16 protein-coding genes and 1 other RNA gene are annotated in these 16,572 nt (G+C 64.2%); 4 read left to right on the plus strand and 13 right to left on the minus strand.

Annotated features, from left to right (window positions below; all coding sequences use genetic code 11):
- Nucleotides 1–41: 41 nt before the first annotated feature.
- From J8I26_RS04390 to J8I26_RS04405, 4 genes are all read right to left on the minus strand, one after another.
- Nucleotides 42–1,730 (minus strand): hypothetical protein, encoded by a 1,689-nt coding sequence (locus J8I26_RS04390; protein ID WP_209604381.1) that lies wholly within the window; start codon nt 1,728–1,730, stop codon nt 42–44.
- A 262-nt stretch (nt 1,731–1,992) separates the two neighbouring features.
- Nucleotides 1,993–2,175, minus strand: a complete 183-nt coding sequence (locus J8I26_RS04395; protein ID WP_209604383.1) for a hypothetical protein — start codon at nt 2,173–2,175, stop codon at nt 1,993–1,995.
- Nucleotides 2,176–2,245: 70 nt separating this feature from the next.
- Nucleotides 2,246–2,455 carry a hypothetical protein gene (locus J8I26_RS04400; protein ID WP_209604384.1) on the minus strand — a complete coding sequence of 70 codons (210 nt, stop codon included), beginning with the start codon at nt 2,453–2,455 and terminating at the stop codon, nt 2,246–2,248.
- 118 nt (nt 2,456–2,573) lie between these two features.
- Nucleotides 2,574–2,726, minus strand: a complete 153-nt coding sequence (locus J8I26_RS04405) for a hypothetical protein (protein WP_209604386.1) — start codon at nt 2,724–2,726, stop codon at nt 2,574–2,576.
- 221 nt (nt 2,727–2,947) lie between these two features.
- Here J8I26_RS04405 and J8I26_RS04410 point away from each other — a divergent pair, with 221 nt between their 5' ends.
- The gene (locus J8I26_RS04410) at nt 2,948–3,361 is read left to right on the plus strand and encodes a hypothetical protein (protein WP_245200049.1); all 414 of its coding nucleotides are present in this window, start codon (nt 2,948–2,950) and stop codon (nt 3,359–3,361) included.
- Between the two features lie 230 nt (nt 3,362–3,591).
- Here the strand turns inward: J8I26_RS04410 and J8I26_RS04415 are convergent, their stop codons facing one another.
- The 3 genes from J8I26_RS04415 to J8I26_RS04425 form a co-directional block, all read right to left on the minus strand.
- The gene (locus J8I26_RS04415) at nt 3,592–4,008 is read right to left on the minus strand and encodes a CesT family type III secretion system chaperone (RefSeq protein ID WP_209604388.1); all 417 of its coding nucleotides are present in this window, start codon (nt 4,006–4,008) and stop codon (nt 3,592–3,594) included.
- Nucleotides 4,009–4,302: 294 nt separating this feature from the next.
- Nucleotides 4,303–4,857, minus strand: a complete 555-nt coding sequence (locus tag J8I26_RS04420; RefSeq protein ID WP_209604390.1) for a hypothetical protein — start codon at nt 4,855–4,857, stop codon at nt 4,303–4,305.
- 112 nt (nt 4,858–4,969) lie between these two features.
- The gene (locus tag J8I26_RS04425; RefSeq protein ID WP_209604392.1) at nt 4,970–6,034 is read right to left on the minus strand and encodes a hypothetical protein; all 1,065 of its coding nucleotides are present in this window, start codon (nt 6,032–6,034) and stop codon (nt 4,970–4,972) included.
- A 35-nt stretch (nt 6,035–6,069) separates the two neighbouring features.
- Here J8I26_RS04425 and J8I26_RS04430 point away from each other — a divergent pair, with 35 nt between their 5' ends.
- From J8I26_RS04430 to ssrA, 3 genes are all read left to right on the plus strand, one after another.
- On the plus strand, nt 6,070–7,356 hold the full coding sequence (locus tag J8I26_RS04430) for an aminotransferase class III-fold pyridoxal phosphate-dependent enzyme (RefSeq protein WP_209604394.1): 1,287 nt from the start codon (nt 6,070–6,072) through the stop codon (nt 7,354–7,356).
- A gap of 126 nt (nt 7,357–7,482) precedes the next feature.
- Entirely contained in the window at nt 7,483–8,121 is a 639-nt protein-coding gene (locus J8I26_RS04435; protein ID WP_245200050.1) for a hypothetical protein, read from the plus strand.
- A gap of 509 nt (nt 8,122–8,630) precedes the next feature.
- Nucleotides 8,631–8,960, plus strand: a transfer-messenger RNA (tmRNA) gene (gene ssrA, locus J8I26_RS04440).
- Between the two features lie 323 nt (nt 8,961–9,283).
- Here the strand turns inward: ssrA and J8I26_RS04445 are convergent.
- From J8I26_RS04445 to J8I26_RS04470, 6 genes are all read right to left on the minus strand, one after another.
- On the minus strand, nt 9,284–10,453 hold the full coding sequence (locus tag J8I26_RS04445; RefSeq protein WP_209604398.1) for a Gfo/Idh/MocA family oxidoreductase: 1,170 nt from the start codon (nt 10,451–10,453) through the stop codon (nt 9,284–9,286).
- An 88-nt stretch (nt 10,454–10,541) separates the two neighbouring features.
- Nucleotides 10,542–11,552: a sugar phosphate isomerase/epimerase family protein gene (locus J8I26_RS04450; protein ID WP_209604400.1), complete on the minus strand. Its 1,011-nt coding sequence runs from the start codon at nt 11,550–11,552 to the stop codon at nt 10,542–10,544.
- 111 nt (nt 11,553–11,663) lie between these two features.
- On the minus strand, nt 11,664–12,644 hold the full coding sequence (locus J8I26_RS04455) for a substrate-binding domain-containing protein (protein ID WP_209604402.1): 981 nt from the start codon (nt 12,642–12,644) through the stop codon (nt 11,664–11,666).
- Between the two features lie 121 nt (nt 12,645–12,765).
- Nucleotides 12,766–13,800, minus strand: coding sequence for an ABC transporter permease (locus tag J8I26_RS04460; protein ID WP_245200051.1), 1,035 nt, complete (start codon nt 13,798–13,800; stop codon nt 12,766–12,768).
- Nucleotides 13,781–15,268: a sugar ABC transporter ATP-binding protein gene (locus tag J8I26_RS04465; RefSeq protein ID WP_209604403.1), complete on the minus strand. Its 1,488-nt coding sequence runs from the start codon at nt 15,266–15,268 to the stop codon at nt 13,781–13,783. Before J8I26_RS04465 ends, J8I26_RS04460 begins: the two co-directional genes overlap by 20 nt.
- A complete protein-coding gene (locus J8I26_RS04470; protein ID WP_245200052.1) occupies nt 15,265–16,470 on the minus strand; it encodes an ROK family transcriptional regulator in 1,206 nt (401 codons plus the stop codon). Before J8I26_RS04470 ends, J8I26_RS04465 begins: the two co-directional genes overlap by 4 nt.
- Nucleotides 16,471–16,572 lie beyond the last annotated feature (102 nt).

Consider the following 16,572-nt stretch of genomic DNA (forward strand, 5'->3'; position numbering starts at 1 on the left):
GACCGGCGCAGGCCGGTCGCGCAGCGTTAGGCGGGCTGCCCTCAGGCAGACACCGTGCCGTCCTCGCGCGCCTTCTCGGGATCGCCCTGGCCGAGCAGTCCGTCGTGCTTGCCGTCGGTGGCGGCTTCGATTTTCTTGAACAGTTCGCCGCCATTGGCCATATAAGCCTGGGCGGCGGCCTGCACTTCGGGCGGCACCTGCTTGGTGTTGCCGTCCTTGTCGGTGAAGTAACCGGTCTGCGCCATCTGCTGCATCTGGTCTACCGAGAGCAAGCCGATGCCGTTGTCTTTCTGGAACTTCTCGATGGTGTTCACCGCGCTGGAGTCAGAAGGCAGGTTACGGCCACCGAACTGCGATGGATCGAAGCCGAAGCCATTGCCATTGCCGACACCGTAGTTGCCATTGCCGTTACCGTTGCCATTACCGTAGCCCGGCGCGATGGTGCCGTCCTTGATCGCCTCGGTGAAGTCGACTTGGCTCAATTTGCCGTCATGCTTGCCGTTGAGCGCCGACTCCAGCTGCTTGAACAGCTCGCCGCCGTTGGCCATCAATGCCTGAGCGGCGGCCTGCACTTCTGGCGGCACCTGCTTGGTGTTGCCATCCTTGTCGGTGAAGTAACCGGTCTGCGCCATCTGCTGCACCTGATCCGAGGACAGCAGGTCAATGTTGTTGTCCTTCTGGAACTGGTTGATGGTCTTGGCCGCGTCATAGCCGCCAGGCAGATTGTTGCCGCCGAACTGGGATGGATCGAAGCCGAAGCCATTGCCATTGCCGACACCGTAGTTGCCGTTACCGTTGCCATTACCGTAGCCCGGCGCAATAGTGCCGTCCTTGACCGCTTCGGTGAAGTCGACCTGGCTCAGTTTGCCGTCATGCTTGCCGTTGAGCGCCGATTCGAGCTTCTTGAACAACTCGCCGCCGTTATCCATGAATGCTTGCGCGGCGGCCTGCACTTCTGGCGGCACCTGCTTGGTGTTGCCGTCCTTGTCGGTGAAGTAACCGGTCTGCGCCATCTGCTGCATCTGATCCGAGGACAGCAGGTCAATGTTGTTGTCCTTCTGGAACTGGTTGATGGTCTTGGCTGCGTCGTAGTCGTCCGGCTGGTCCTTGGAGACGTGGCCGTTCATCAGCGCCTGCAGGATGAAGTCCATCGGCAAGCCCGGCTGGTATGGCGTATTGCGCGAGCCTGGCATGTTGGAGAGGCTGCCGTCCTGGAGGGCGTCGCTGTAGTCGACCTGGCTGAGCAGGCCGTCGTGCTTGCCGTTATGAGCCGATTCCAGTTTCTTGAACAGCTCGGCGCCGTTGTCCATCATCTTCATGGCGGCCAGCTGCACTTCTGGCGGCACCTGCTTGGTGTTGCCGTCCTTATCGGTAAAGTAGCCGGTCTGCGCCATCTGCTGCACCTGATCTGAGGACAGCAGGTCGATGTTGTTGTCCTTCTGGAACTGGTTGATGGTCTTGGCTGCGCTCGACTCCGACGGCAATCCGTTACCGCCGCCGCCGTTGGCGCTGGCCTGTCCCATTATTTCGCGCAGGATGTTCTTGAGCACATCCGGAATGTCCAGGCTATCCAGGAAGCTGGTGTTCTGCTGCCCCGATGAATTGCCAAACAGATGGATATCGCAGTACTCCTGCGACTGCTGGCCGCCGAAATTGAACCGTCCCGGAGGTCCGCCAGGGCCGTCGGTAACATAGGTCTGCGTGGTGGTAATGGTGAAGGTTGTCGACATGCGGATCTCCATAAGTTGGGGGTCGAACTACAACGGCGCCGCGCTACCGCGCGTTACCTGCGGAACTCGACGTTGCCTGCCGACGACGTGCGAAAAGACAGGGATAGCGGACTCGATGGTGAGTGACAGCGCAGCTGCATTAGTTCCGGCGACAGTCGTTGGCGACACCCGTCACCCCGCAAGTCCGCGCACGAGATGCAGGCGCCCGGCCGTTCCTTGCGAAACGCCGGGCGCCGATTGGCTCATGGCCGCTGGGAGTGCTTCAGATGGAGGCCTGGGCGGTGTCTTCTGCCTTCTTCATGAACTTGGCGAAAATGGCGACGTTGTCGACATCGGCTGCCGCGGCATTGGTCGCCGCCACCGCATGGGCCGCCTGGCTGGCCGCGCGCCTGCCGGGCAAGCGCAGGCTTGGCGATGAATCGAATGTGTTTTGCAGATTTTGCATGATGCCCTCGCAACGGGAGGTTCCCGAATGTCCTGGCCAGCGCCGCGTGGCGTGCGCAGCAGCGGCCGATTTATTGCTGGTCGTTGATGTTCTTGGCCATGGTGCTGAATACTTTCAGCTTGGCCAGCGAAGTGGCCTGCTGCGCCACCCATAACTGGAATTCCATGGCTTGCTCGGAACCGGCCTGGGCGCTTTGCACGGATGCATTGGCCGCGCCCTGGCGCGTGGAGGGATTGCCCGCGGCTTGCGAAGCGCCCATCTGAGTTTGAAAAGTCGGCATGTGGGACCATCTCCCGTGAGTAAAGGAATGCGGCGAAGGCTGCTGGCGCGTCAGATCAGGCAGGCGGAGACGAATGAACTGCAATCCGCCCCCGCCACCCTCCAGCACCAACGACTTCTTAGATGAGCTGCAACGCGTAGTCGCGCCCCTTCTTATCGAACTTTGCATACGCGTTGGCCGCATCGACCATGGCGCTCATTTCATTGGTTGCCAAAACGTCGCCAGTCGCCTTGATTGCACCGGCGCCGCTAGCTGCGGTCTGCATACTCATAGAAACCTCCAATCAGATAAGAAAATTAAGAAATACCGCACCGCACCTTCAGCAGTCCGGTCCCCCTTATGTGGAGACCACTGCGGCGACAGTTCCACGGTCGCGATGCAATCGCACACATCCGCACATGGAACTCCGGCGCCGCATGCCGTCACCCACGTTGGCAGTACCTCCGCGCTTCACCACGCTTCTCCCACTTATTTTTTCTGTAAGGATCGAGCATGAACATGACTGTCAATTTCACCGGCGGATCGACTGGTCCGCTGGGCGGCGCCGACACCCCCTCGCAAAGCCAGATCGACGGATTCAAACAAGGCTTGCAGGGCAAGTCGAACGAAGACCTGATGAAGGGTCTGCTGGACCCGAATACGGCGCAATGGCAAAAGGACGCCATCATGCAGGAGCTGCAAAACCGTGCCGACAAGGCCGGCGGCTCCCAGGGCGCCGGCAGCGGCGGCGGTGAAGACGATATCCAGAAACTGCTCAAGAAGCTGATGGATGGCACCATTTCGGACGAAGAGCTCAAAAAGCTGGCCGGCCTGATGGGCATGAAACCCGAAGATCTGCAGGCGATCAAGGGTGCCGTGCAGGGCCAGGGCGTCGGTGAACAGGACGGCGACATCAGCGGCGGCTGACCTCTCGCCCATTCGTTGCTGGTGTGTCCCATGCCCCGCCCAGTGCGGGGCATGTGCATTTCGGGTCACCCAAACGCGACGATGCGGCAGCCCGGATGCATGCGGCGAGGCGACAGGCGCTATCAGGAAAGATAAAAGGAAAGAAAGAGGAAAGAAAGAGGAAAGAAAGAGGAAAGAAAGTGAAGCGAGGACGAGAGCAGATATTTTCCGGTCGGGCGGCGCCGGCAGGCTCAGGGTGTGTCCGCATCCAGGAAGTGATCTTCGCGCCAGCGCCTGGCCATGCCAGCGAAGAAATGCAGCAGCTCAAGGGTGGCCTCGGCCAGCGCCTCGTGCTGCAAGGGGTAGCGGCACATGAGGGTAATGTCTTGCCGGCCGGCATTGCAGGAAAACACCGGTGTACACACACCGAACAGGTGGGATTGGGTCTCCAGCAGACGCAGCAGGATGCGTTCGCGCAACACCGTCGGCAGCTCGCCGAAAACGCAGTGCATGACGATGCTGCCAGGCGCCGGCAACCCATCATAGAACAGAATGAAATCGACCTCGTCCACGCGCAGCCGGGTCGCCTGGTGCATGCCGGGAACGGCATCGATATCGAGCGCCCGGTACAGCTCGGTCACCAGCGCCCAGTAACGTTGTATCGACATCCCCTGCCTTCTTCTTATTGATTTACCCTGCCACGGCGCGCCACGCCCTCCTGCGAGGCGATTCTCCACCCCGGCGCGCACCGGGGCGGAGAGCCCTACGGCATCAGCTGATGTCCGTGTTTTCCTTCTTTTTGTCGCCGCCTAACAGACCTTCGACACCTTTGGACAGAATGTCCAGACCGAGCGGCTTCAGCAAAGCTCCAGCAATAGGCAACATGATGTTTTCTCCAAAAGAGTGGTTGGGACCTATCTGTCGCAACCAAGCCAGGCTTAGTTCCGTTCTTGCGTCAACACTCAGGACCGGGGCGGCGACAGCAGCGCGCACATCAGGTTGTCGCTCTCATCGGCGTACGTGCTGGCAACGGCGGGATCCCAGCCCGGTTGTCCGAGGTTGGACACGCCTGCCACCACCAGATACTGTGCCATCAGCCTGCGCTCGTCCTGGCTGCTGCCGGAGCCGGACAAGTTGCGTCGCGAGGCGGCCATCAAATCACGCACCTCCATAGCCGCGCCCATGGTCATGTTGCCGGCAATGGCGCTGCTCGCGCCCACCGGCACCCATTGATAGGCCTCATTGAGCAAAGCGGCGAAGGCGTGCTCGGCCTGGGCCCGCAGATCCTGGACATCTGCAGCATAGCGCGGGTCCTGCGCCAACTTGTCGAGCAAGTCAGGTTTGAGCGCGTTTCGCTCTGCCTGCGGCGGCGCGTCGAACGGCGCGACAGGAACCTCGGCCGGGTCCGCGCGGGCTGCGGCCGCCTCCAGCGAGGCTTGCTTCATCGAGGCGAACAGGCTCTCCATCATTGACCCGATATCGTCCGGCGGCGCCCCGGACAAGGCTTTGTCTTGCATATTGCCCCCTGTCTTTCATGTAGACGATGCAGTCCGACCTCCGGTCGGGCCGGCTGATCGGACTGCATCGGGAATGGAAACGGAACCTGTGCGGAACTGAACCGTTGCGGCTTCAGGCTTGCGCCGTCCTGCGCACCAGCGCCTGGCTGTCGCCGGCGCCCGGTTTGGCCGCCGGCGCGTCATCCTCGTCGACCTCGCCCTGGATGAATCCCGACTGTCGCTGCGCGGCGTGGGCGCCCAGTTGCGTCTGCGGGCTGAGCTCGCCGCCGCGTTTCCCGGCCATGGCGGCCGGGTCACGCAGACTGGCTCGTCCATCGGTATCGATGTGCATCAGCATGTGCGAAATCGGACCGCCGTCGGCCGGGCAATGGAATACCGTGCGTGTATGTCCGCCGTCCCGCGCCGGCCGGAGTTCGCCCATGGCGATCATGTCGCCGGCCTTGTTTTTGATCCACTGCCAGTTGCGTTGCGTGGCCGAATCCCAGGTCTTGCAACTCTTGATGCCATTTGGCCCGGGTTGCCAGTCGGTCCTGGTGACGGCAATGTTCTTCTCCGCGATCATCATCACATGCCAGCGCTCCTGTCCCACCGTGGCGCTCACGATGCTGACGTTGCCGTGCAGCGACTCCGGCGACAGCGAGTGCGCCCCGGGCGGCAGCAATTGCTTGCGGGTATGGAGATCGTGATCCTTGCCTTGCTTGTCGGCGCCCGCCGTGGCGGCGTTGTGCAGCTTGTCTTGCAGGCTGTCTCCCGCGTATTCGCGCACGGCCTGCATCAGGCGCTGGAAAGTGTCGCTGTTCTTCAGCGACGTCAGCGCCTGTTGGATATGCGGCCGCAGCTTTTCCATGGCGCCGGCCAGCCTGGGATTGGCCGAAAATGCCTGCGCCATCTTTTCCGGGGTGCAATTGCGTAGCACCGAGGTGAATTTTGAAAACGACGCGGCAACGCTTTTGGTCAACGGCGCGAACGCCTTGGTGACGGCCGCTGCGGTCGCCGGATTGAAGGCAATGGCTGGGAAGGGCACGCTCGTTTCTCCTGGAAGAACGCAACGCAGGGCCGCGCCGCAATGTCTTTCTGTCGCCGCGGGTTGCTCCGCGGTTCCATCAGGACCGGCCCCGTTCTCGCGGAACCGTCCCCTACACCTGCCCCACCCATCGTTATCCGCGCGATGGTTCACCGGTCGCGCCTGTCTAACGATTTTCCATAAAACCCATGAACCATATCATCGGCCACGCCCTGGCCCGCCCCGAGGCCTCCCCTTCCCCACCATCGGCTTGTCTGCGTGCGCTGTCGCATGCGATCGGCCGCACCATCGCAGAGGATGCAGGCATGTACGTATGGGATCGTCGGGCCGGCCGCCTGCTCGACGCGGTCTCCGGGCTCTACGGCAATACCCTCGGTCATGCTCATGCGGCGCTGGCGGCGGCTGCGCATGTGCAGCCGGGCGCGACTGCCGACCACATGCAGGCCATGCTTGGCGCCGCCTTATCTTCCCACTTGCCGCTACCCGACGCCCAGGTGCGCATCACCAGCTCATACGGCACCGCACGGCATGCCATGCGCCGCGTCGTGCAGCGTTACTGGAAGGCGGCGGGCCAGCCCTCCCGACGCATCATCATCGGCGGCCATGAAGTCGCCAATGACCCTCGGCGTCAGCTCAAGGACAGCCGTTGCTGCATCCCCGCGCCCGATTGGTTCGGCCATGACGGTTATCTGAATGAATACGAATTCGGGCTGGCGGCCGCCCGGCAGCTGGAGCATCGCATCGCTGAGCTGGGCGCCGGCAATATCGCTGCCTTCATCGCGACGCCGCTGGCGGGCGCCGCCGGCCTGCTGTTTCCGCCTTACAGCTATTGGCCGGAAATCGAACGCATCTGCATCCGCCATGGCGTGCTGTTATGTGTCGACGAGAGCATCGGCAGCTGCGGGCGCGCGGGCAAATGGTTTTCCCATGCTCATTTCCGCTTCACGCCGGATATCGTCCTGCTTGCGCAAAGCCTGACCTCCGGCACCGTGCCGCTGGGCGCACTGGCGCTGTCGCCGCATATTGCCGGGACGTTGCGCTGCGCCGGCGAAGATCCCCGAGGCAGCGCGAACGTCGAGCCGACGGCCGCCGCGATCGCTCTGGCCAATCTGGACGCGCTGGACCAAGGCGGCCTGGCGCGTCATGTCGAACACGATATCGGCCTGTATTTCCAGCATTGTCTGCGGGAACGCTTCGACAATCATCCGCTGGTCGCCGATATCCAGGGCTGCGGCATGGTCGCGGCCCTGCAGTTGTCGCCCGATGGCGGCCGCTGGGCACGCTTCGACAACGAGGCGGCGGTGGGCGCCGATTGCGCAAGACGGGCGCTGGCGCATGGCGTACTGGTGCAATCGGCGGCGGCCCGCATCCTCCTGGCGCCCCCGCTGATTGCAACGCATGAAGAAATTGACGAACTGGTCGAGCGCCTGGGCTGCGCAGTCAACGGCACTGCCATCGCGCTGGCGATGAGGTAGCGGAACCGTCTCCCTGCAGCATGCAACTCATGCATATCCGGCGGCTGCAAGGCTGCCCAACTTCGGGAGACCGTCATGAGAACGCCAAGCATCGTCGCTCACGTCGAACCTCTGCGCCTGTGGGGCTTGGTAAAGCCCACCGGGCGCGACCTGGCCGGCGACGACAGCCACACTACCTTCTACCTGCGCACCAATGAGGACAGCGGCATGCTGACCTTTGCGTCCGCCCTGGACGCCGAAATCTATCGACAGCGCCTGCTGGGTTGCGGCCAGTCCGGTTGGCTGCGCGCACCGCTGGAACAGATTGATCTGGAACGCCTCATGTCCGGCCGTCCGGAGCGCCAACGGCGCCTGATGCTGGCGCTCGGCTTTTCCGCGTCCGACACTCAGGTGCTGCTGCAGGACGACCAGCAATTGCTGATTACGCCGCTGCTGCCGGTGTCCGTCAACATGCTTCACACGCTGCACGGCGTATCCCGCCTCTGCATAGAGCAGGAGATCTTCGATTTTGTCGAGCAATGGTGGGACCGGGTCGGAGGCCATCAATACAGCGACCTGATGCGCATCACCGCAGGCTGGAGCGACAGCCGCCTGGCCCAGAGCGCCCACCACGCGCTGGATCGTGCCGCCTTTGCCAATCTGCGCTCATTTCGGGAGCAATGGGGAAGCACAGGCCACGGGGACGAATGCGCCGTGTTCTCGCCCGACGCCAATGCCTGGCAATTTTCAAGCCTGTCCGGGCCGCGGGTACGCGCATTGCACTGACCTCCGTTACTGCGGACGCGGCGCCCGGAAAATCTGACGCGTTGGAACCGCAAGGCCGCCGGCGACATTAATGTATATGGCATGCGCGACAATCTTCGATTTGTTGTCGAACGGCGTGCCGGTGGAGAAATTCCCCCGTTTCGACACCGGTATATGACCGCGCTTCCCGCCGAACAGCCCTCGTTCAACAGGCGCTCCGTTCGGCGGCAAGAAGAAGATCTGAGCTCGGCCTGGTCAGGCGCCTGACCAAAATAGCGCAACCGGCCGCGGCGGAGCAACGCCGCGGCCTGTTCCCCGGCTAACCGCCGACATACGAGAGACCGGCCCCTTGCTTGCAAGGCTCGCGGGGACGCAACGGCCGGACCAATACCTTCGTCTGCCTCACCCTCCTGCAATCAACACCTTCAACCAAAAAACGCTGCGACGGATGTCTTCGTCGCAGCGTTTTTTCTTATCTGCCCGGACCGCCTCGAATGCCCGCTCACATGGAACTTCCGGGCTGCGACGCTGCACCTATACATCATTGGTGTATGCGGAATTTCTCGCGAACTTGAAGGCGAAAGGCGTTTTGGACGGGGGTTCGATTCCCCCCACCTCCACCAAATGGGGGAAAGGCAAGCGATCACCTTTTCCCCATCTGATGGGGGTGACCTGGTTTCGACAAGGCGGCAAGTAACCGGAGACACACCACGTCAGGCGACCGACGTAAATAGCGCAAAACCATAATTGCAAACGATTCGCAATTTCTTGCTTACGGCACCTAAAAGCCGCTAAGCCGAGTAACCGGCTCCTTCGCAAGAAGGCTTGGGAACAGAAAAGCCGGACGAACTCTGTCGTTAGCAGCGAGAGAAACGTCGAGCGAAAGCGAGCACTTCGGAAGTGTTCATAGTTGGCAACCGTAGAGGGTGCAACCTGTAGACTGGGGGCATTTCTTCTTCCTGCTTGTTGCATGTTGATTTCCGCGCGCAATCGTCCCGCTCCACTTGAGCAAGCTTGCGTCGCCTTCCGCAGCCAACGCGGTCATATGCCCGTTCAACTTCTGGTTCCGGTTGGTCCGGCAACATCTGTTTCAAGGTTCGTTTTTGCTTGCGATTTTTATGCGAGTCGGCGCTGAGTCAAGCGGAAAGTCGGGCACGAACAACATCAATGGCTCGCGTGCAACTTAGCGTGGATCCAGCCTGGTCCACTTCCTGTCGCTCTCCGCCGACGCCAACGTCCTTTCGATAAACCGCACCCCCCGCACGCCGTCCTCCACGGTCGGATAGTCAGCATCCAACGGATCCGCAACGCGACCCTCGGCACGTGCGCGGATGTCGGCCGCCACGCCCAGGTAGACATTGGCAAAGGCTTCGATGAAGGCTTCCGGGTGGCCGGACGGGATTCGGCCGGCGCGTCGGGCTGATTCGCTGAGCCAGGGTGACCCGCGCGTGAGGATGCGGCGCGGTCCGTCCACCGGGGCGTGGATCAGCTGGTTGGGGTCTTCCTGGCGCCATATCAGGGTGCCCAGCGTGCCGGAGACTTGCAGCCTGAGATCGTTTTCCAGTCCGGCCGCGACCTGTGAGGCGACGATGATGCCGCGCGCGCCTTCGGCGTAGCGCAGCAGCAGCTGGGCGTCGTCGTCCAGCCGGCGGCCGGCGCCGAAGGTGGTGAGGTCGGCGCACAGCGCTTGCGGATGCAGGCCGGTGACGGTGGCGGCCAGGTTTTCGGCGTGGGAGCCGATGTCGGCCATGGTGCCGGCCTTGCCGCTGCGCAGCGGATCGAGCCGCCAGTCGGCCTGTTTGTTGGCGCCGCCCTGCTCCACTGCCGCGGCCAGCCAGCCCTGGTTGTATTCCACGGCAATCTTGCGCAGCGTGCCAAGCGCGCCGCTGCGCACCAGGTGGCGCGCCTCGCGCACCATGGGATAGCCGGTGTAGTTGTAGGTCACGCCGAACACGGTGCCCGCGCGACGCACCGCGGCCGCCAGCTCGTCGGCCTGCTCGCCGGTGTGCACCAGCGGCTTGTCGCAGACCACGTGAAAGCCCGCCTGCACGAAGGCCAGCGCCACCGGGTGATGCACGTGGTTGGGCGTGACGATGCTGACCAGGTCGATGCGTTCCTCAGGGCTTCTGCGCAGCTCGTCGTCCAGCAGGTCCTGCCAGCTGCCGTGATTGCGGTCGTCGGCCAGGCCCAGCGCGGCGCCGGATTCGCGGGCGCGTTCGGGCGAAGATGAAAGCGCGCCGGCCACCAGCTCGAACTGGCCATCCAGCGCCATGGCCTTGCGGTGCACCGCGCCGATGAAGGCGCCGTGGCCGCCGCCGACCATGGCGTAGCGGAGTTTTCTTTCACGGGACATACGTGGGTCCTTGCGTCGTCTGGGTTGTATTGGTGTCTTGATGGGGCGAGCGCGGCGCATTCAGGCATATTCGGCCGCACTTGCAGGCTCAGGCCTGCCGGTCCTTGGCAAATACGGCGTCGAAGGCGCCGGCGGCCGGCTTGAAGTCGAGCCGCTTGCAGAAGGCCGCGCTTTCGGTGGCGCCGTGCACGCGGTCCATGCGGCTGTCTTCCCACTCCACCGACAACGGACCCTCATAGCCAATGTCGTTGAGGGCGACGATGATGGATTCGAAGTCGATCATGCCGCGCCCGACGCTGCGGAAATCCCAATTCCTGCGCGCGTCGCCGAAGCTGGTGTGGCCGCCGAACACGCCCACCGTGCCGTCGCCCTTGCCCCACCAGACATCCTTCATGTGGGCGTTGTAAATGCGATCGGCAAAGCCGCGGATGAACTTCACGTAGTCCACGCCCTGGTAGGCCAGGTGGCTGGGGTCGAAGTTGAAGCCGAAGCGCCGGTGCCCTTTGAGCGCTGCGATGGCGCGCTCGGCGGAGGCGATATCGAAGGCGATCTCGGTCGGGTGCACCTCCAACGCGAAGTTGATGTCGTGCTGCTCAAAGGCATCGAGAATGGGGCCGAAACGCCGCGCGAAGTCGGCGAATCCCTTGTCCCAGTAGGCTTGCGAGGTCGGCGGGAAGGCATAGATGGCATGCCAGACCGAGGAGCCGGTGAAGCCGGTGACGGTCTTCACGCCGAACCTGGCGGCGGCCTGCGCGGTGTCGGCCAGCTCACGGGCGGCGCGTTGGCGCACGCCTTCCGGGTCGCCGCCGCCCCACACATGGGGCGGCAGGATCGATTGATGACGCTCGTCGATCAGGTCGCACACCGCCTGCCCCACCAGATGGTTGCCGATGGCCAAGCATTGCAGGCCGTGCTCGGCCAGCAGCGCGCGCTTGTCCTTGACGTACTGATCGGAGGCCAGCGCCTGCTGCACGTTGAAATGGTCGCCCCAGCAGGCCAGCTCCAGGCCGTCGTAGCCCATTTGGCGGGCCAGCGGTGCCAGTTCGGCCAGCGGCAGGTCGGCCCATTGGCCGGTGAAAAGCGTGACGGGTCTTGGCATGGGCCGGGCTCCTCTTGCTTGTGTGGTGCGATGTGTTGACGGCGCGCCGATGATCGTTGCGCAGCGCCGGAAAATGGCCCTGCCCGCACAGGCGCAGGGCCGGCCATCAGATCAGAACGGCGAGTCCGGGAAGTAGAAGCTCTTGGCGTTCTCTTTCGTGATCAGCACCGACGGGATGATGGTGGTGGGCGGCAGCTTCTCGCCTTTGATACGGGCTTCGGTGGTGAGCTTGATCGAGTCGTAGATGAACTTGGGGCTGTACGAAACGTTGGCCTGGATCAGCGGATTGCTGCCGTCGATCAGCGTCTTGATCATGCCCTTGGCGCCGGCGCCGCCGAACACCAGCTTGATGTCCTTGCGCTTGGCCTGCTCGATGGCCTTGAGCACGCCCACCGCCATGTCATCGTCGGCCGCCCACACGGCGTCGATCTGCGGGAAGCGCGTGAGGTAGTCCTGCATCACCTTGAAGGCGTCGTCGCGGTTCCAGTTGGCGTACTTGGCGTCGAGCAGCTTGATGTCGGGATGCTGCTTTAGCACGGCGTTGAAGGCGTCCATGCGCTCGTTGTCCAGCGTGGTGGCGATGCCGCGCAGGGCGACCACGTTGCCTTTGCCGTTGAGCGCCTTGGCGATGTACTCGGCCGGGATCTTGCCGAAGGCGGTGTTGTCGCCGGCGACATAGGCGTCCTGGGCGCTGGTGTCGGTCAGCCCGCGATCGACCACCGTCACGTAGATGCCCTTGGCCTTGACCTGCGCCACCGGCTTGGTCAGCGCCGCCGACTCGAAGGGGAAGATCACCAGCGTGGTGATCTTGTTCACGGTCACCAGGTCCTGCAGCTGGTTGGCCTGCTCGGGCGCGCCGCCGGCGGTCTTGACGATGACCTGCAGGCCTGGATGGGCCTTTTCCAGGTCCTTCTTGGCCTGGTTGGCCCAGTAAACGATGCCGGCCGTGAAGCTGTGGGTGGCGGAGGGAATGGCCACCCCGACCACCACCTTGTTGGCCTGCGCCAGGGCCGGCCCGGCCAGCGTCAGCGCGACTGCGGCGCCCATGGCTGAGAGTGCGAGGCGGCGGGTGAAAGAAAGCTTGCTGTTCATGCGTTGTCTCCTGTTGTTGTTGAAAAGGCCGTAACCGCGGGCCGTTGGGAACACACTGACAAACCGAAACCGTCCAGGAAGCGCGCCGCACCACCCTTGGCCCGCCGCGCCCTGACCGGCCTCACCTCCTGCCGCGCTGCATGAAGGCCACCGCGATGATCACGAAGCCCTGCACTGCCGCGTTCAGGTACACGCTGATGATGCTGGTGAGGTTGAGGATGTTGCTGATGACCGAGAGCAGGATGGCGCCCACAACCGTGCCGGCAATGCTGCCCGCCCCGCCCTTCAATACCGTGCCGCCCACGATCACCGCGGCGATCGCTTCCAGCTCCCACAGCAAGCCGGTGGTCGGCGACGCCGAACCCAGGCGCGGCACATAGAGCAGCGTGGCGATGCCCACGCAAACGCCCAGCAGCATATAGGTAAGGATCTTGATCCGGTGCACGTCCACCGCTGCGTACTGGGCTACCTGCTCGTTGGAGCCGATCGCCTGGACATAGCGGCCGTAGCGCGTGCGGTTGAGGATCACGGCGCCCAACACCGCCACCAGCAGGAATACCCACACCGGAATCGGCACGCCCAGCAGGTTGGCGTAGTACACCGGGCTGTAGATGTCGGACAGATCGTTGTCCAGCGTGAGCGCGCCGCCGTTGGAGAAATAGGTCAGGTAGGCGCGGAAGATGCCCAGCGTGCCCAAGGTCACGATGAAGGGCTCGATCCGTCCCTTGGTGATCAGCAGGCCGTGCACCAGGCCGAAGACCGCGCCCAGCGCGACCGCAAGCAGCATGCCCGCAGCCACTGCGGCGATGCCAGAACCCAGCACCGGCGCCATGGCGTTCATGAACATGATCACCGCGCCGGCGATCAGCGCCGCCATCGACCCCACCGACAAATCGATGCCGCCCGAGATGATGACGAAGCACATCCCCACCGCGATGATGCCGATGAAGGCAGTGCGCGTGAGCACGTTCATCACGTTGTCGTAGGTGGCGAAATTGCTGTTGAGCAGCGTGCCGGCGATGCACAGCAACACCAGGCCGATGACGGGGCCGAACCCGTGCAGCCGTCCCCACCAGGCGGTCACGGCCGCGGTGCGTGGGCGGGGATGGCGGTCGGAATCGGAACCGGCGGCGTGTTCAGCGGGTACCTGTGGCATGGGCAATCAACTCCTCTTCGGTCAGGTGGGGCTCTTGCAGCGTGGTTTGCAGGCGACCGGCGCGCATCACCGCAACGCGGTGGCACAGGCCGATCAGCTCCATCAGTTCGGATGAAATCACGATCACCGCCAGGCCCTGCGCCGCCAAGCGCTGCACCAGGTGGTAGATCTCGCGTTTGGCGCCGACGTCCACGCCGCGCGTGGGCTCGTCCAGCACCACCACCGACGGCCCCGGATGCAGCACCTTAGCCAGGGCCAGTTTTTGCTGGTTGCCGCCGGACAGCGAGGAAGCCTTCACCGCCAGCGAACCGGTGCGTATGCCGTACTCCTGCACCGCCTCGCGCAGCGCGGCCTGTTCGGCGGCGGGCTGCAGCCAGGGGGCGGCATAGCGCTCCAACGCCATCAGCGTAAGGTTGGGGCGCAGCTCGAAATGCACGTGCAAGCCCTTGCCCTTGCGGTCCTCGCTGAGGTAAGTCAGGCCGTGGCGCGCCGCCTCGCGCGGGCTCTTCAGCTCCACCTGCCGGCCTGACAGCTCCAGCACGCCGCCTGCGCGCGGGCGCAGGCCGAGCAGGCCTTCGAACAATTCGGTGCGTCCGGCGCCCACCAGGCCGGCAAAGCCCAGGATCTCGCCGCGCCGCACCTCGAAATCGATGTCTTCGGCCCAGCCCGGCACGCTCAGGCCGCGCACCCGGATTGCCGGGGCGCCGTCCGGCGCCGGCAGTTTTTCCGGGAACAGGTCGGCCAGCTCACGCCCCACCATCAGGTTGGCCATCTGCCGGCGGGTGACCGATGCGGTCGCTTCGCGCGCCACCAGCAGGCCGTCGCGCATCACAATCACCTCGTCGGTGGTGCGTTCCACCTCGTCGAGCTTGTGCGAGATATAGATGATGGTCGCGCCGGCCGCCTTGAGCTCGGCCATCAGCGCGAACAGGCGCTCGGTCTCGCCCGGCGTCAGCGTGGCGGTGGGCTCGTCCATGATGAGCAGGCGCGCGTTGCGCACCAGCGCGCGGGCGATCTCCACCAGCTGCTTCTCGGCCACGATGAGCTTGCTCACGCGGGTGTCGGGATCGAGCGGCAGGCCGACCTTGGCCAGCGCGGCGCGGGTCTGTTCGCGCATGGCGTGTTCGTCGAGAAAGAAGCCTTTGCGGATTTCGTGGCCGAGGAAGATGTTTTGCGCGATCGTGAGATCGTCGGCCAGGTTGAATTCCTGGTGGATCAGCACGATGCCCTGCGCCTCGGCCGCGCGCGACCCGCCTCCGGCTGCGCGTACCGCGCCGTCGACAAGCACCTCGCCGGCGCTGGGGCTTTCATAGCCGGCCAAAATCTTCATCAGGGTCGACTTGCCGGCGCCGTTCTCGCCCAGCAAGCCGTACACGCGGCCCGGCTGCAGCGCGAAGCTCACGCCGTGCAGCACGCGCACCTGGCCGAAGGCCTTGGCCACGTTGCGAAATTCGACGGCGACGCTCACGACGCGCCTCCGCCGGCGTTGGCCATGCTCTCCTGCATCGCCAGCACGCCCGCGCCCACCACCCCGGCGTCGTCGGCCAGCGGCGCGTATTGAATCTCCAGATGACGGGTCGACAGCGCCAGCGAGCGGTGATACACGCTCTGGCGCACCGACGCCAGGAACAGCGGCCCCATGTCGGTGACCCGCCCGGCGATGAACACATGCGAGGGATTGAAGAAGTTGACCACCGACGCCAGCATCTGCCCCACCAGGTTGCCGGCGCGCTGGATGATGGCGTTGGCCGCGACGTCGCCGGTACGGCTGGCCTGGGCCACGTCCTCCGGCGTCAGGGTGCCGCCGGCTTGCAGGCGCTCGGCCAGCACTGCGCTCTCGCCGCGCTGTGCCGCCTCGATCGCCATGCGGGCCATGGCGGGCGCCGCTGCCATCGCCTCCACGCAACCCCGGTTGCCGCAGTGGCAGCGCGGCCCTGCCTGGTCCACGCAGATATGGCCGACATCGCCGGCCGAGCCGTTGGCGCCGCGGTAGACCTGGCCATGGCACACGATGCCGCAGCCGATGCCGGTGCCGACCTTGATCACTAAAAAATTGGGCAGGTTGCGCTGCAGCCTGTACATCTCGCCCAGCGCCATCAGATTGACGTCGTTGTCCACGAACACCGGGGCGGCGAACGCCTCGCGCAGGTAGTCGCGGATGGAAAAGCCGTCCCAGTCGGGCATCAGCGGCGGGTTGACCAGCTGGCCGCTGGCGAAGTCCACCGGGCCGGGCACGCCCACGCCGATGGCGATGACCTTGGACGCCGGCAAGCCGCTGCGCGCCATCAGCTCGCGCATCAGGCCGCGCAGCCGCGCCAGGATCACGCCCGGCCCCTGGCGCACATCGATGGGCTCACGGTGGCGCGCCAGCAGGGTCATGTCCGGCCGCATGACGGCCACCTGCATGCTGGTGGCGCCGAGGTCGGCGCCGATGACCACGCCCAGCGTTTCGCTCAGGCGCAGCATCTCGGCGCGACGGCCGCCGGAGGATTCCTGCAGCCCGACCTCGTCGAGCAGCCCCTCGTCCAGCAGGGCGGCCACCATGGCGTTGGCCTTGCTCTTGGAATAGGCCAGCCGCTGCGCCAGCGCATGGCGCGAGGCGCCGGCCGACCAGAAAATGGTCTGCAAGACGTCGAGGTCTTCAGTGCCGCAATTGTGCCAGCGTGCCAAGGCTTGTCTCCTGTCATGGCGTCTCATGCCGGACGCCTACGGGAATACTATGTGGTCAGCTTTGGCTTATCAAGTCGCAACTTAGATCTAAATTCGGTCGAA

The sequence above is a fragment of the Herbaspirillum sp. LeCh32-8 genome (genome assembly GCF_017814915.1).
In the GTDB taxonomy this organism is placed as follows: domain Bacteria; phylum Pseudomonadota; class Gammaproteobacteria; order Burkholderiales; family Burkholderiaceae_D; genus Herbaspirillum.

Bases quoted from the DNA above. Each gene is read 5' to 3' on its own strand.
- J8I26_RS04420 (WP_209604390.1), bottom strand. From the start codon at position 4,857: ATGCAAGACAAAGCCTTGTCCGGGGCGCCGCCGGACGATATCGGGTCA.
- J8I26_RS04430 (WP_209604394.1), top strand. From the start codon at position 6,070: ATGAACCATATCATCGGCCACGCCCTGGCCCGCCCCGAGGCCTCCCCT.
- J8I26_RS04445 (WP_209604398.1), bottom strand. From the start codon at position 10,453: ATGTCCCGTGAAAGAAAACTCCGCTACGCCATGGTCGGCGGCGGCCAC.
- J8I26_RS04390 (WP_209604381.1), bottom strand. From the start codon at position 1,730: ATGTCGACAACCTTCACCATTACCACCACGCAGACCTATGTTACCGAC.
- J8I26_RS04395 (WP_209604383.1), bottom strand. From the start codon at position 2,175: ATGCAAAATCTGCAAAACACATTCGATTCATCGCCAAGCCTGCGCTTG.
- J8I26_RS04400 (WP_209604384.1), bottom strand. From the start codon at position 2,455: ATGCCGACTTTTCAAACTCAGATGGGCGCTTCGCAAGCCGCGGGCAAT.
- J8I26_RS04410 (WP_245200049.1), top strand. From the start codon at position 2,948: ATGAACATGACTGTCAATTTCACCGGCGGATCGACTGGTCCGCTGGGC.
- J8I26_RS04415 (WP_209604388.1), bottom strand. From the start codon at position 4,008: ATGTCGATACAACGTTACTGGGCGCTGGTGACCGAGCTGTACCGGGCG.
- J8I26_RS04450 (WP_209604400.1), bottom strand. From the start codon at position 11,552: ATGCCAAGACCCGTCACGCTTTTCACCGGCCAATGGGCCGACCTGCCG.
- J8I26_RS04460 (WP_245200051.1), bottom strand. From the start codon at position 13,800: ATGCCACAGGTACCCGCTGAACACGCCGCCGGTTCCGATTCCGACCGC.
- J8I26_RS04455 (WP_209604402.1), bottom strand. From the start codon at position 12,644: ATGAACAGCAAGCTTTCTTTCACCCGCCGCCTCGCACTCTCAGCCATG.
- J8I26_RS04405 (WP_209604386.1), bottom strand. From the start codon at position 2,726: ATGAGTATGCAGACCGCAGCTAGCGGCGCCGGTGCAATCAAGGCGACT.